This window comes from Bradyrhizobium sp. 613_E4_N2_2, from assembly GCF_052075995.1.
Classification (GTDB): domain Bacteria; phylum Pseudomonadota; class Alphaproteobacteria; order Rhizobiales; family Xanthobacteraceae; genus Bradyrhizobium; species Bradyrhizobium barranii.
The window spans coordinates 6,667,878-6,682,349 of sequence record NZ_CP197234.1; the positions used below are offsets into that span (position 1 = coordinate 6,667,878).

The window sequence follows — 14,472 nt, forward strand, 5'->3', positions numbered from 1 at the left end:
AGGTGAAGCGAGCACCGTTTACGTCGCCGCCGGCTCGCCGATCTTGTCCTGCGTCTTGGTGTCGAAATCGCCGGCGTCGTGCCGCTCGTGGAGCTGGCTGGCGGGATCGCCGGAGACGCGGTTGACCATGCGGCCGCGCTTGACGGCCGGGCGCTTGGCGATCTGATCGGTCCAGCGCTGCACGTGCTTGTAGTCCTGCACCGACAGGAATTCGCCGGCGCCATAGACCAGCCCCTTGGCGAGCGCGCCATACCAGGGCCACACCGCGATGTCGGCGATGGTGTACTCATTGCCCGCGAGGTACTCGTTGTCGGCGAGGCGCCGGTCGAGCACGTCGAGCTGGCGCTTGACCTCCATCGCAAAACGGTCGATGGCGTATTCGATCTTGGTCGGCGCGTAGGCGTAGAAGTGACCAAAACCGCCGCCGAGATATGGCGCGCTGCCCATCTGCCAGAACAGCCAGGACATCGCTTCGGTGCGACTCTTGATATCCTTCGGCAGGAAGGCGCCGAACTTCTCGGCGAGGTAGACCAGGATCGAGCCGGATTCGAACACCCGGATCGGCTCGGGACCGGAGCGGTCCACTAGCGCGGGAATTTTCGAGTTCGGGTTGATGTCGACAAAGCCGCTGCCGAACTGGTCGCCATTGCCGATCCTGATCAGCCAGGCGTCGTATTCGGCGCCCTTGTGGCCGAGCGCCAGCAGTTCCTCCAGCATCACCGTGACCTTCACGCCGTTCGGCGTCGCCAGCGAATAGAGCTGGAAGGGATGCTTGCCGACCGGCAGCTCCTTGTCGTGGGTCGCGCCGGCAATGGGGCGGTTGATGCTGGCGAACTGCCCGCCGTTCTCCTTGTTCCAGATCCAGACTTTGGGCGGTACGTAGGCGGGGGCGTCGGTCATGCGGGGGCTCCGGCGAAAAGATGCGCCTGCATTAATTAGCCCGCGAATGGCCGATGGCAAGGGCGCAGAAATGCATTGCCGGGCGGGGCAACTCTACGTTTCGTCATGGCAGGCCACTTCCCCGCCGTCGTTCCGGGCCCGCCGCTCTACGGCGCCCCGGAATGACGATCGGAGCGAGGCTCAGGACGCGGCCGCAGTCAGCCCCTGCTCGGCCCTCTCCAGCAAAAACCCCTCATATCCCTTCGCCGCGACCTCGTCGCAGATCCGGCGGTAGACGCCGACGCCGCCGATATAGGGCATGAAGATGCGCGGCTTGCCTGGAATGTTGGCGCCCATGTACCAGGAATTGGCCTGCGGATAGAGCGTGCCGTGGGCGACCTCGTTGACATGGGCGACCCACTTGTCCTCGGCCTCCCCGCTTGCCTCCATGGTGGCAACACCCTGCCTGCGCATGTGAACGAGGCAATCGGCGATCCAGTCGACATGCTGCTCGATCGAGACGATCATGTTCGAGAGCACCGACGGGCTGCCGGGGCCGGTGATGATGAAGAGGTTCGGAAAGCCCGCGCTCATCAGCCCGAGATAGGTCTTCGGGCCTTCCGCCCACTTCTCGTTCAGCGTCCGTCCGCCCGGGCCACTGATGTCGATCTTCGCGACCGAGCCAGTCATGGCATCGAACCCCGTCGCCATCACCAGCGCATCGACCTCGTGGTCCTTGCCTGCGACACGCACGGCATTCGCGGTGACCTCCTCGATTGGATTGGTCTTGATGTCGACCAGCGAGACGTTCGGCCGGTTGAAGGTCGCGAAATAATCCGTATCGATGCAGATGCGCTTGGTGCCGATCGGATGGCTGTTCGGCTGCAACAGCTTCGCGGTTTCGGGGTCCTTCACGATCTCGGCGATCTTGCCGCGCACGAAGTTCGCCGCGGTATCGTTCGCCGATCGCTCGAGGCCGAGATTGTTGTAGACATACATGAAGGTGAGCCCGCCGCGCTCCCAGCGCGCCGAATATTTGCCATTCCTGGTCTCATCGCTGTCGTCGAGTGCGCCGCGATCGGGTTGCTCGGCGAAAATGCCGTTGCGTGCGATTTCGCGGGCGAAGCGGCGGATCTCCGGATAGGTTTTGCGGACGTTGTTGCGCTCTTCGTCGGTCAGCGCGGCGTTGCGCGCGGGAATCGAAAAATTCGCCGTGCGCTGAAACACGGTGAGATGTCTTGCTTGTTCGGCGATGACGGGCGTCGATTGGATGCCAGACGATCCCGTCCCGATCAAGCCGACGCGCAAGCCCGTGAAGTCGACGTCTTCATGCGGCCAACTGCCAGTGTGGTAGACCGGTCCCTTGAAGCTCTCGAGGCCCTTGATGTCGGGCTTGCGCGCGTTCGAGAGGCAGCCGGTCGCGAGCACGATGAACTGCGCCTCAACCGTCTTGCCGTCGGACGTCGTCACCGACCAGCACTTCGCCCGCGCGTCGAACGCCGCGCGCTCGACGCGGGTGTCGAACTGGATGTCGCGGCGAAGATCAAAACGGTCGGCAACGTGGTTGGCGTAGTTCAGGATCTCCGGCTGCGGCGCGTAGCGCTCGCTCCAGTCCCATTCCTGCTGAAGCTCTTCCGAGAACGAGTAGGAATACTGCATGCTCTCGACATCGCAGCGCGCGCCGGGATAGCGATTCCAGTACCAGGTGCCGCCGACGCCACCGCCCTGCTCATAGACGCGCGCCGAGAAGCCAAGACCGCGCAGGCGGTGCAGCATGTACATGCCGGCAAAGCCCGCGCCGACGACGACCACGTCGTAGGCCTTCACGGTTCGGGCCGGACTCGCTTGCGCTTGCGACATCGGTTGGCGCTCCCTCGCTGTTTTCTCTTTGTTTGCGCCAGCATTCTCACAGACCCACAAAAGCGCAAGAGGCAAATCGGCGGGCTCCGGTCTGTTTATTTTGTGCAGCGGAATGGCTCATCCGCCGCGTGGCGTCTGCACGCAAGATGCGCGGCCAAATCCGGATTGGCATCGCTAGCGACGATGGGCTAGCGTCGAAGCGCCTTCGCTCAAGCAAAGCAACAACAGCAACGCGACGGCTGCCGGGAGAGAGCCATGAAATCGCCGATCTGCGACATGCTGGGCATCGAGTTCCCACTGCTCGCCTTCAGCCATTGCCGCGACGTCGTTGCCGCCGTCAGCCGTGCCGGCGGCTTCGGCGTGTTGGGTGCCACCGTGCACACGCCCGACACGCTCGAGCGCGAGCTGAAATGGATTGACGAGCATGTCGACGGCAAGCCCTACGGCATCGACGTGCTGATCCCCGAGAATATCTCGACCGCAGGCGAGAAGGACGTCACCTGGAAGAGCCTGGAGGCGCGCGTGCCGCAGGAGCACCGCGCCTACACGCGCGACCTCCTGAAGAAATACGACATCGAGTTGACGACAAGTGATGTGGCCGACAACCAGCCGCAACCGTTCGACGCGAAGACCGCACTTCAGCTGCTCGAGGTCTCCTTCAACCATCCGATCCGATTGATCGCCAACGCGCTGGGCGTGCCGCCGAAGGCGATGATCGAGATGGGCAGGAAGCACGGCGTGCCGGTTGCCGCCCTCGTCGGCGCCAAGGAGCATGCGTTGCGCCAGGTCGCCGCCGGCGTCGACATTCTCGTGGTGCAGGGCACCGAGGCCGGCGGCCATTGCGGCGAGGTCTCCACCCTGGTGCTGGTGCCGGAGGTGATCAAGGCGATCAAGAATATCCGCGACGTGCCGGTGCTCGCGGCCGGCGGCATCATGACGGGACGGCAGATGGCCGCCTGCATGGCGATGGGCGCGGCCGGCGCCTGGACCGGCTCGGTGTGGCTCGCCACCGTCGAGGCCGAGACCACGGCGATCTTCCGCGAGAAGATGATCACGGCGTCCTCGCGCGACGCGATCCGTTCGAAGGGGCGCACCGGCAAGCCAGCACGCCAGCTCCGCTCGGTCTGGACCGATGCCTGGGACCGCGCGCCGGAAAGCCCGGGCGCGCTGCCGATGCCGCTGCAAAGCGTCATCAGCCGCGACGCCTTCAACGCGATCGATCGCGCGGCGGCGAGCGGCAACGCAAAAGCGCGCGACCTCGTCAGCTATTTCGTCGGCCAGGGCGTCGGCCTGATCGACAGCGTGAAGTCGGCGGGCGCGGTGGTGCAGGAGTTCAAGGAAGAGTTTGCCGAGGCCGTCGAGCACATGAATGCGCTGGTGGCGGAGTAATTGCCTGTGGCCGGAATAGAGTCCGTGGCTCATCCTTCGAGGCTCGCCAAGCGCCGCAAGCGTCGCTCGGCTCGCACCTCAGGATGACGCTTCATCCGTAGCCGTCACCCTGAGGTGGCCGCTTCTTCAGCGGCCCTCGAAGGGCGACGGCGTGCCGAAGACCCAGAAAGTGAACCAAGAAGAAATGACCAAGACCTCTATCCCGGAAGACCTCATCCCCGTCATCGTCGGCATCGGCGAGATCGTCGACCGACCCAAGGAGATCACCGACGGCCTCGAGCCGCTCGATCTGCTCGAACAGGCGCTACGGCGGGCCGAACAGGACGCCGGCGCAAAACTGCTTGGCGAGGTGCAGTCGCTCGACGTCGTCAACTTCCTGAGCTGGCGCTATCGCGATCCGGAAAAGCTTTTGGCGCAGCGGCTCGGCATTGCGCCGGCGCATTGCTATTACGGCCCCGTCGGCGGCGAGAGCCCGATCCGCTACATCCACGAGGCGGCAAAACGCATTGCGCGCGGCGAATGCACGGTGGCGGCTGTCTGCGGCGCGGAGGCGCAGTCGACCGCGACCAAGGCGGAGCGCGCCGGGGTCAAGCTACCCTGGACGCCGTTCGCCCACGACGTCGAGGAGCCCAAGCGTGGGGCGGCATTCCAGAAGCCGCTGGCGGTGAAGCTCGGCGTGTTCCGTCCCGTCACGGTTTATCCATTCTATGAGTCCGCCTCCTCCGCCCATTGGGGCCAGACGCCGCGTGAAGCCATGGCAGAGTCCGGCACGCTGTGGTCGCGCTACTCCGAGGCCGCCGCCGAAAATCCCAACGCCTGGCTGAAGCGGCGCTATGCGCCGGACGAGATCACGACGCCGACGGCGGACAACCGGCTGATCGCCTGGCCCTACAACAAGCTCATGGTCGCCAACCCCAGCGTCAACATGGGCGGCGCGCTGCTGCTCACCAACCTCGCCAAGGCGCGCGCGGCCGGCATCGCCGAGGACAAGCTGGTCTACCCGCTTGGCGGCGCCTCGGCCGAAGAGCCGCGCGATTACCTCCTGCGCGATCAGTTCCATGAAAGCCATCCGCAGAATGCGGTGCTGAAGGCGGCGATGGATCTCGCCGGCGGCGACGGCAAGAAATTCGACGCGATCGAGCTCTATAGCTGCTTCCCCTGCGTGCCCAAGATGGCGCGGCGGACGCTGGGCCTCGGGGCCGACGTGCAGCCGACCGTGACCGGTGGCCTCACCTTCTTCGGCGCGCCGCTCAACACCTACATGACGCACGCGGCCTGCGCGATGCTGCGGCGTGTGCGCGATGGTGCCAAGCTCGGGCTGCTCTACGGCCAGGGCGGCTTCGTCACCAAGCACCACGCATTGGTGGTGTCGAAGACGCCGCGTGAGGCGCTGGCGCAGGAGACGAGCGTGCAGGCAGAGGCCGACCGCAACAAGCGCGCGGTGCCCGAGTTCGTCACGGAGGTCTCAGGCAGGGGCAAGGTCGAGAGTTTCACGGTGCTCTATGGCCGCGGCGGCGAGGTCGAACACGGCGTGGTGATGCTGCGGACGGAAGATGATCGACGTACGCTGGGGCGCATCGCGGCCAGCGATACGGCGACTCTGGCGCACTTGCTGAACATGGATCGCACGCCGGTGGGTTCGCTCGGCGAGATCGCGATGGCCGCGGATGACGTGCCGGAGTGGCGGGTGACGTAGCTTTCGTAGAGTGGGCAAAGGCGCTCTTGCGCCGTGCCCACCATTCTTCTTCCAATCACGTGAAGACGGTGGGCACGCTTCGCTTTGCCCACCCTACGAGATCAACCTAGCCCTTCGGCGCCTGCTTCTCCGACGCCGTCGCCGGCTTGCCCTTGGCACCGCCGGCGACGCGAACCTGGTCGCCGTCGGAAAGGCCATCCGGCGGGGCAGTGATGACGCGGTCGTCGGGTGCGATGCCCGAGGCGAGTTCAATCTCCTTGCCGAGATCGCGTGCGATGGTCACGGTCTTGAACTGCACCTTGTCGTCGGGACCGACGGTCGCAACACGCAGACCGCTGCCGTTGAAGATCAGGGCACTGGCGGGAATGCTCAGCGGCGCGGTGTCGCGCTGAAGGTTGAGCTTCACGCTGGCATAGCCGCCGGGCATCAACTCGCCGTTGGAATTGTCGAGCCGAAGCTGCATGCGGGTGGTTCCTGAGGCGACGTCGACGGCCTGCGAAGACGCCTCGACCGTCGCCTGGAATGTCCGGTTCGGGTATTCCGGCATGACCATGGTGGCCTTGGCGCCGATCTTGATCGCAGGCACGTAGTTCTGGGGAACGTTGACGTAAACGCGCAGCTTGGTGATGTCGGAGACCACGAACATCGCCGGGCCGGAGCCGCCGCCGGCATTGATCAACGCGCCGACGTCGGTATCGCGCGCCGTGACCACGCCATCGAACGGCACCGTGATCTTCTTGTAGCCGGCCAGCGCTTCAAGCCGTTCGACATTTGCCTGGCCTGAGTGGACGGCCGCGTTCTTATTGGAGAGATCGGCGGTGCGCTCGTCGATCTCCTGCGCGGAGACGAAGTTGGAGGCGACCAGCGTCTTGCGCCGGTTGAGCGTTGCTTCCGAGAGCCTGGCACTGGCCTGCTGGCTGGCGAGGTCGGCGCGGGCCTGAAGCAGTTGCTGGTCGAGGTCGGGCGCCTCGATCTCGGCGATCACCTGCCCCGCCTTGACGCGCGCGCCCATGTCGACGCTCCAGCTCTTCAGATAGCCGGAGACGCGTGCGAAGATAGGCGCGCGGTAATAAGCTTCGAGCCGACCCGGCAGGTCGATGGTGCCGTTGAGGGATTTTGCGTTCGGCAGGGTCACCGCAACGCTGGGAACGGCCTGATCGTCGGTCCATTCCTTCAGCTTGGAGCCCTGCTCCTCGCGGGCACGAATGCCGGTACCCACGACGAGGCCTGCCGCAATCAGCGCCACCACGCCGAAGATGCCCAGTTTCCGGTGCGACACCGGGGAGCGGGGTTCAGTGGGCGACATGCGGAGTCTCCAATGGGGCGGCGGCTTTGGCGCCTTGTTTCTTGTGTACCATACTGAACACCACGGGAACAAACATCAGCGTGGCGAAAGTTGCAAAGATCAGGCCGCCGATCACGGCGCGGCCAAGCGGCGCATTCTGCTCGCCGCCCTCCCCGAGCCCCAGGGCCATCGGCGCCATGCCGATGATCATGGCGAGCGCGGTCATCAGCACCGGGCGGAACCGGACGAACCCGGCCTCGAGTGCAGCGGCGATGGGGTCACCGAGCTCCTCGTAGCGCTCGCGGGCGAAGGAGATCACCAGCACGCTGTTGGCGGTGGCAACGCCCATGCACATGATCGCGCCGGTGAGCGCCGGCACCGACAGCGTCGTCTCGGTCATGAACAGCATCCAGACGATACCGGCGAGCGCGGCCGGCAGCGCCGTGATGATCACGAACGGATCGGACCAGGACTGGAAGTTCACGACGATCAGGAAGTAGATCAGCACGACGGCACCGAGCAGGCCGAACAGCAATCCGGTGAAGGCGCTGTTCATGGTCTGCACCTGGCCGAGCAGCACCACGGAGGAGCCCTTCGGCACGTCCTTGGCGGTGTCGGCGATCACCTGGCGGATGTCGGCGGCGACCGCGCCGAGATCGCGGCCCGAGGTCGTGGCAAAGATCTGCACCAGCGACTGGATGTCGTATTGCGACACCACCGCGCTCGAGGTCGAGCGCTTGATGTCGGCGATGCCGCCGAGGATCGGCGATTGGGAATTGCCGGTGGCCGTGATCGGCAGCGTCTGGAGCGCGCTGAGCGAGTCGATCTGGTATTGCGGCGTCTGCATCACGATCGAGTAGGACACGCCGTTGTCCGGATTGAGGTAGTAGGTCGGCGCCACCTGCGAGGAGCCGGCGAGATTGACCACGAGGCTGTTGGTGACGTCGCGCTCGGTCAGGCCGACATATTGCGCGCGGGTGCGGTCGACATCGATGTTGAAGGTTGGGTTGTTCGGCGACTGCTGGATGCGCGCATCGGCAACGCCCGGGATCTTGCGAACCCTCGCCAGCAAATTGTTGGCGTAGGCAAAGTTGGCGCCGATATTGGCACCACGGATTTGCAGGTCGATCGGCGCCGGCGCGCCGAAGTTCAGGATCTGGCTGACGATGTCGGCCGGCAGGAATGCGAAGCTGACGCCGGGGAACAGGCGCGGCAGCTGCTCGCGCAGCACGCGCACGTGCTCTTCCGTCGGCTTGTGGCCCTCTTTCAGCTTGATCTGGATGTCGCCGTCCTGCGGGCCGATCACGCCCGTGTTGTTGTAGGTCATGTTGATGCCGGAGATCGGCATGCCGATGTTGTCGGTCAGCGTCTCGATTTCGCCGGGGATCAGCTTGCGGATCGCCTTCTGGACGTCGGCGAGCTGGTTGGCCGTCTCCTCCACGCGGGTGCCGACCTGGGTGCGGACATGCATCAGGATATTGCCGGCATCGACCGCCGGGAAGAAGTTGCGCCCGAGGAACGGCACCAGCGCGAAGGACGCGCCGACCACGCAGAGGAAGCCGATCACGAACACCGCGCGGTGCACCAGCGCCAGTCCCAGCAGATTATGGTAGCCGCCGCGGATGCGCTCGAACCGCTTCTCGAAACCGCGCTGGAACCACACCAGCGGATTGCGCGACTTCGGCGGCGCGCCCTCGTGATGGACGTGCGCCTGCAGCAAATAGTTCGCCATGGTCGGCACCAGCGTGCGCGACAGGATGAACGACCAGATCATCGCGAACATCACGGCTTCGGCCATGGGCACGAACAGGAAGCGGGCGACGCCGGAGAGGAAGAACATCGGCACGAACACGATGCAGATACATAGCAGCGAGACGAAGGCCGGCGTCACGATCTGATTGGCGCCGTCGAGGATCGACTGCTCGACCGGCTTGCCCTGCTCCAGATGGTAGTTGATGTTCTCGATGGTCACGGTGGCATCGTCGACGAGGATGCCGACCGCGAGCGCAAGGCCGCCGAGCGTCATGATGTTGAGCGTCTCGCCGATCGCCGACAGCATGATGATGGCGCCGAGCACCGAGAGCGGGATCGAGACCGCGATGATGACCGTGGAGCGCCAGCTGCCGAGGAACAGCAGGATCATGACGCTGGTCAGCAGCGCCGCGATCACGCCTTCGATCGCGACGCCTTGAATCGCACCGCGGACGAACACCGACTGGTCGCCGATGAAGCCGATCTTCAGCGCGTCCGGCAGCTGGTCCTTGACGTCGATAACCTTCTGCTTGATGCCGGCGATGATATCGAGCGTCGAGGTCGCGCCCGCCTTCAGCACCATCATCAGCACCGAGCGGTTGCCGTCGACGTGGACGATGTTGGTCTGCGGCGGATTGCCGTCACGCACGGTCGCGACGTCGCGCACATAGACCATCGCGCCGTTGACGGTCCTGATCGGCAGATTGCCGAGCTCGTCGATCTTCAGCGGCGAGTTGTTGAGCTGGATGTTGTATTCGAACTGGCCGATCTTCTGGGTGCCGACCGGCGTGATCAGGTTTTGGGCTGCGAGCGCGTTGGCGACGTCCTGGCCCGACAGGCCACGGGCCTGGAGCGCGGTAGGATCGAGGTCGATCTGGATTTGGCGCTGCTTGCCACCGAACGGATACGGGATCGCCGCGCCGGGCACCGTGACCAGCGGGGTGCGCAGATTATTGATGCCGATATCGGCGAGGTTCTGCTCGGTCAGGCCATCGCCCGACAGCGCCACCTGGATGATCGGCACGGTCGAGGCGGAGTAGTTCAGGATCAGGGGCGGCGTTGCGCCCGGCGGCATCTGCTTCAGCAGCGTCTGCGAGATCGCGGTGACCTGCGCGTTGGCGGTGCGGATGTCGACGTTCGGCTGGAAGAAGATCTTGATGATGCCAAAGCCGTTATAGGAGTTAGCTGTAATATGCTCGATGTCGTTGACGGTCGTCGTCAGCGCGCGCTGGAACGGCGTGGTGATGCGGCCGGACATCTGGTCCGGCGGCAGGCCGGTGTACTGCCAGACCACGCCGATCACGGGGATGCGGATGTCCGGGAAGATGTCGGTCGGCGTCCGCAGGGCCGCGAGCGGCCCGATGATCAGGAGCAGAAGCGCGAGCACGACAAACGTGTAGGGTCGGCTCAGGGCAATACGGACCAGAGCAATCATTGGTCAGGCAATTCCAAATCGGGGACAGGGAACACGCCCCACGGGTTCCTAGGGCTGATTTACCCGAACACCGTGGAAATGGCCAACGACAGCGCCGCCCCGTCCGGTCACTTCCCTGCTATCGCACTGCGAAATCGCATTCCAGATATGCAGCCTGCGGCCGGAAGATTACGAAAGCGGCTCACCCCCACGTAAAAGAGCGGCGCCCGCAGGCGCCGCCTTCAGAACTGCGAGCGTGTCCCGGCTTAGGCCGCGCGGACGTTGGTCAGGAACTTGCTGACCTCGGTCTTGAGGCGGCTCGAGTCGTTGGACAGCATCTGCGCTGCCGACAGCACCTGCGAGGAGGCCGTGCCGGTCTCGGTCGCGCCGCGCTGCACGTCGGTGATGTTGGAGGAGACCTGCTGGGTGCCCTGCGCCGCCTGCTGCACGTTGCGGGCGATCTCCTGGGTCGCTGCGCCCTGCTCTTCCACCGCAGCCGCAATCGCCGAGGAGATTTCGGAGAGACGCTCGATGGTCGAGGAGATCTCCTTGATGGCGCCGACCGAGTCGTTGGTCGCCGCCTGGATGCCGGAGATCTGCTGGCCGATCTCGCCGGTCGCCTTGGCGGTCTGCTCGGCGAGCGCCTTCACCTCGGAGGCGACCACCGCGAAGCCGCGGCCGGCTTCACCGGCACGCGCCGCCTCGATGGTGGCGTTCAGCGCCAAGAGGTTGGTCTGGCCCGCGATGGTGTTGATCAGCTCGACGACGTCGCCGATGCGAGAAGCCGCCTTGGACAGCTCGCTGACGCGCTCGGTGGTGGCACGGGCCTGGCCGACGGCGTCGCCCGCCATCCGCGCTGATTCCTGCACCTGACGGCTGATCTCGCCGACCGACGAGGCCATCTCCTCGGTGGCCGAGGCCACCGACTGCACGTTGGTCGAGGCTTCCTCCGAGGCCGCGGCGACCGTAGTCGCCATCCGCTGGGAGCGGTCGGCAGTCGAAGTCAGCGTCGAGGCGGAGGCCTCGAGCTGGGTCGAGGCCGACGACACGGTCTGGACGATCTCGCCGATCATCGTTTCGAAATCGCGGGTGATGCCGTCGACGCGGCGGCCGCGCTCGATCTTGGCTTCGGCATCGGCGGCGGCGGCCTCGTCGGCGGCTTTCTTGGCGATCAAGGCTTCCTTGAAGATCTGGAGCACGTCGGCCATGGCGCCGATCTCGGTCTTCTCGCCGCGATGCGGGACTTCGGCGGAGAGGTCGCCCTTGCCGAGCGCCTGCATCGGTTGGATGATCGAGTTGATGCCGGCGGAGACGTCCTGGACCAGGTAGAAGCTGACGCCGATGCCGATGATCACGGCGGCGCCGAGGATGATCGAGACCAGCATGAAGGCATAGAAATAGCTGTCGGCGGCATCCTGGGCAGCCTGGTCGCCGCCCTTGGTGTTGAGATCGATGTCCTTCATCAGGACCTCATCCGACGCAAGGCCGATCTTGTTGACCGTCTTGGTGTTCAGCTCCTGGGCGTCATGCGGGACCTTGCCGGCCTCCTTGCGCGACAGCGCCATGACGTCTTCGGTGCCCTTCTTGTAATCGTCCCAGAGCTTGGCCCATTCGTTGTACAGCCGGCGCTCCTCGGGTGAGGTGATCATCGGCTCGTAGGCCTTGCGGGACTTGGCGAGCGCCTCGATGACGGTGCCGGCCGTCTTTTCGTTGGCGAGCTTCTCCTCGAGGGTCTCGGACAGCATGTGCTGGCGAACGACGTTGCGGTAGGTGATGACGCTAGCGCGGAGTTCGCCGAGCACCCGGACGCTGGGCAGCCAGCTCGTGGTGATGTCGGTGGTGTTGGCGTTCATCGACCGCATCTTCGTGACGGCGAGCAGGCCCATGCCGGTCATCGCGACCAGCAGGAACGCCACGACACTGATGATCTTGGCGCGAATGGAAATGGTGGCGAACATAATCGGGTCTCGTTGTGCTGGCGCGGGCGCGCGTCCGGGAGGTCTTAACAATCAACCAAAAGGAGCGACGCCGACATCAGACAACAGAGCGACTGAGCAGATGTTAACTACGACTCCGTTCGAGTACGGAGCCTGAAAGAAATGAACAGGCAGCTAAGAACGCCCTGCGCTCAGCGCATGAGCCCAAGCGCGTCCGCGAAGAATTCCGGCCCGCCGAAATTTCCGGACTTCAGCGCGAGCAACATATCGCCTGCTTCAGCGCCGACGGCGCGCAGCACCGGGACGCCCGCAGCGATCTCAGCGCCGACCAGAAAGCCGGGAATCCCGAGGCGATCGACGACGGCGCCGGAGGTCTCGCCGCCAGCCACGACCAGCCGCCGGACGCCTGATTTGACTAGGTTTTCCGCAATGTCGGCCATCGCCTGCTCGATGGCGTGACCGGCTGCATCGCGGCCGCGGCGCGCCTGCAAGGCGGCGACCTGATCCGGTGTCGCGCTCGACGCGATCAGGACCGGACCGTCGGCTAAACGCGGCTTGGCCCAGGCGATCGCGCGCTGCACTTCGTCCGCTCCCGTAAGAATACGGTCCTGATCGAGATGGAGCACCGCCATGACGCGTTCGGCATTGGCGATCTGCTGAAGCGTCGCCTGCGAGCAGCTTCCGGCGAGGCAGGCCGCCGGTCCGCCGACGGCGGCGTCCGCCCCGCCGCTGCCAGCGGCCGACTTGACCTTGCCCGTCGAGACCAGAGCCCGCGCCAGTCCGAGGCCGATGCCGGAGGCGCCGACCGACAGCTGATGCTGGGCAGCGACGAGGCCGATGGTCTCGAGGTCGCGGTCGAACACGGCATCGATGATCGCGGCACCGGTGCCCTTGCCTGACAATTCGGCAAGCCGAGCCCGCACGGCCTCCGCGCCGCGGGTGACGGTCGCGAGGTCGACGAGACCCACCTGCGTCTTGCTCTGGCGTGCCAGCACGCGCACCAGGTTGGAATCGCGCATCGGGTTGAGCGGATGGTCCTTGAGCGGACTCTCGTTCAGCGGCACGGCGCCGACGAACAGATTGCCCTGATAGACCGTGCGACCGGTCTCCGGGAAGGCCGGCGTCACCAGCACGACGGCCTCGCCGCTATCGGCGCGCAGCGCGTCCATCACCGGGCCGATATTGCCCGCATCGGTGGAATCGAAGGTCGAGCAGATCTTGAACAGCACATGGCGCGCCCCGCGGTCACGCAGCCATTTCTCCGCCGCACGCGAACGCGACACGGCAAGGCCTGCCTCGATCGAGCGGCTCTTCAGCGACACCACGACGGCGTCGACCTCGGGCAGCGTGAGATCGTCCGCGGGCACGCCGATGGTCTGCACGGTACGCAGGCCCGCGCGCGTCAACGTGTTGGCGAGATCGGAGGCGCCGGTATAGTCGTCGGCGACGCAACCCAGTGCGAGCGTCACGGCTTCACTCCCGCATAAGGCTTGAACCAGGCGAGGCCATCGGTGGTCTTGCCGCGCGGATTGTATTCGCAGCCGACGAAGCCGGTATAGCCGAGCCGGTCGAGCTCGGTGAACAGGAACGGATAATTCAGCTCCTCGCCGTCGGGCTCGTTGCGCGAGGGGACACTGGCGATCTGGATATGCCCGATGATCGGCATCATCTCGCGCAGGCGCATCGTGACGTCGCCGTGGATGATCTGGCAGTGATAGATGTCGAACTGGAGCTTCAGGTTCGCCAGTCTCAGCTCCTGGATCAGGTCGCGCGCGAAGCCGAAATCGTTGAGGAAGTAGCCGGGCACATTGCGCGCATTGATCGGCTCGAGCACGATGTCGATGCCGTGCGGAGCAAAGAACTCCGCAGCCCACGCCACCGACTTGTAGAACGCCTCGATCGCGACGCGCTCGCCGCGGTTGGCAATGCCGGCCATCAAGTGCAGCCGCTTGACACCGGTCGCCTTGGCGTAAGGCAACGCGGTCTCCAGGCTCGCCTTGAGATCGGAGAATCGCGCCGGCAGCGCCGCAAAGCCCTTCTCGCCGGCGTTCCAGTCGCCCGGCGGCAGGTTGAACAGCGCCTGCGTCAAACCGTTGCGCTTGAGCCGCTCGCCGACCACCTCGGCCGGATGCTCGTAGGGAAAGAGGAATTCGACCGCGGTGAAGCCCGCTTGCGCAGCGGCGTCGAAACGGTCGAGGAACGGCACCTCGGTGAACATCATCGAGAGGTTGGCGGCGAAACGGGGCATCGGAATCCTCTT

General features: G+C 65.2%; 9 protein-coding genes. 2 read left to right on the forward strand and 7 right to left on the reverse strand.

The genetic code is table 11. From position 1 onward, the window contains the following. Nucleotides 1–18: 18 nt before the first annotated feature. Both yghU and AB7290_RS31640 read right to left on the reverse strand, forming a co-directional pair. On the reverse strand, nucleotides 19–900 hold the full coding sequence (gene yghU / locus AB7290_RS31635; protein ID WP_085403934.1) for a glutathione-dependent disulfide-bond oxidoreductase: 882 nt from the start codon (nucleotides 898–900) through the stop codon (nucleotides 19–21). Nucleotides 901–1,080: 180 nt separating this feature from the next. Beyond that, on the reverse strand, nucleotides 1,081–2,739 hold the full coding sequence (locus tag AB7290_RS31640; protein ID WP_135215958.1) for a flavin-containing monooxygenase: 1,659 nt from the start codon (nucleotides 2,737–2,739) through the stop codon (nucleotides 1,081–1,083). Nucleotides 2,740–2,994: 255 nt separating this feature from the next. On the opposite strand from AB7290_RS31640, the gene AB7290_RS31645 reads away from it, so the two are divergent. Both AB7290_RS31645 and AB7290_RS31650 read left to right on the forward strand, forming a co-directional pair. Next, nucleotides 2,995–4,128 carry a nitronate monooxygenase gene (locus AB7290_RS31645; protein ID WP_085403935.1) on the forward strand — a complete coding sequence of 378 codons (1,134 nt, stop codon included), beginning with the start codon at nucleotides 2,995–2,997 and terminating at the stop codon, nucleotides 4,126–4,128. 184 nt (nucleotides 4,129–4,312) lie between these two features. Beyond that, complete coding sequence (locus AB7290_RS31650) at nucleotides 4,313–5,824, forward strand: acetyl-CoA acetyltransferase (RefSeq protein ID WP_085403972.1); 1,512 nt, start codon at nucleotides 4,313–4,315, stop codon at nucleotides 5,822–5,824. Between the two features lie 106 nt (nucleotides 5,825–5,930). Here the strand turns inward: AB7290_RS31650 and AB7290_RS31655 are convergent, their stop codons facing one another. The 5 genes from AB7290_RS31655 to otnI form a co-directional block, all read right to left on the reverse strand. After that, entirely contained in the window at nucleotides 5,931–7,130 is a 1,200-nt protein-coding gene (locus AB7290_RS31655; RefSeq protein WP_085403936.1) for an efflux RND transporter periplasmic adaptor subunit, read from the reverse strand. Then, a complete protein-coding gene (locus tag AB7290_RS31660; protein ID WP_085403937.1) occupies nucleotides 7,117–10,296 on the reverse strand; it encodes an efflux RND transporter permease subunit in 3,180 nt (1,059 codons plus the stop codon). Before AB7290_RS31660 ends, AB7290_RS31655 begins: the two co-directional genes overlap by 14 nt. Before the next feature lie 245 nt (nucleotides 10,297–10,541). Beyond that, nucleotides 10,542–12,233: a methyl-accepting chemotaxis protein gene (locus tag AB7290_RS31665; RefSeq protein ID WP_063984694.1), complete on the reverse strand. Its 1,692-nt coding sequence runs from the start codon at nucleotides 12,231–12,233 to the stop codon at nucleotides 10,542–10,544. Between the two features lie 170 nt (nucleotides 12,234–12,403). Further along, nucleotides 12,404–13,681 carry a 3-oxo-tetronate kinase gene (gene otnK / locus AB7290_RS31670; protein ID WP_085403938.1) on the reverse strand — a complete coding sequence of 426 codons (1,278 nt, stop codon included), beginning with the start codon at nucleotides 13,679–13,681 and terminating at the stop codon, nucleotides 12,404–12,406. After that, entirely contained in the window at nucleotides 13,678–14,460 is a 783-nt protein-coding gene (gene otnI, locus AB7290_RS31675) for a 2-oxo-tetronate isomerase (RefSeq protein ID WP_085403939.1), read from the reverse strand. Before otnI ends, otnK begins: the two co-directional genes overlap by 4 nt. Nucleotides 14,461–14,472: the final 12 nt, after the last annotated feature.

What these genes read in the sequence shown, in the direction of transcription:
- yghU (WP_085403934.1), bottom strand. Translation starts at nt 900, where the DNA reads ATGACCGACGCCCCCGCCTACGTACCGCCCAAAGTCTGGATCTGGAAC.
- AB7290_RS31640 (WP_135215958.1), bottom strand. Translation starts at nt 2,739, where the DNA reads ATGTCGCAAGCGCAAGCGAGTCCGGCCCGAACCGTGAAGGCCTACGAC.
- AB7290_RS31645 (WP_085403935.1), top strand. Translation starts at nt 2,995, where the DNA reads ATGAAATCGCCGATCTGCGACATGCTGGGCATCGAGTTCCCACTGCTC.
- AB7290_RS31650 (WP_085403972.1), top strand. Translation starts at nt 4,313, where the DNA reads ATGACCAAGACCTCTATCCCGGAAGACCTCATCCCCGTCATCGTCGGC.
- AB7290_RS31655 (WP_085403936.1), bottom strand. Translation starts at nt 7,130, where the DNA reads ATGTCGCCCACTGAACCCCGCTCCCCGGTGTCGCACCGGAAACTGGGC.
- AB7290_RS31660 (WP_085403937.1), bottom strand. Translation starts at nt 10,296, where the DNA reads ATGATTGCTCTGGTCCGTATTGCCCTGAGCCGACCCTACACGTTTGTC.
- AB7290_RS31665 (WP_063984694.1), bottom strand. Translation starts at nt 12,233, where the DNA reads ATGTTCGCCACCATTTCCATTCGCGCCAAGATCATCAGTGTCGTGGCG.
- otnI (WP_085403939.1), bottom strand. Translation starts at nt 14,460, where the DNA reads ATGCCCCGTTTCGCCGCCAACCTCTCGATGATGTTCACCGAGGTGCCG.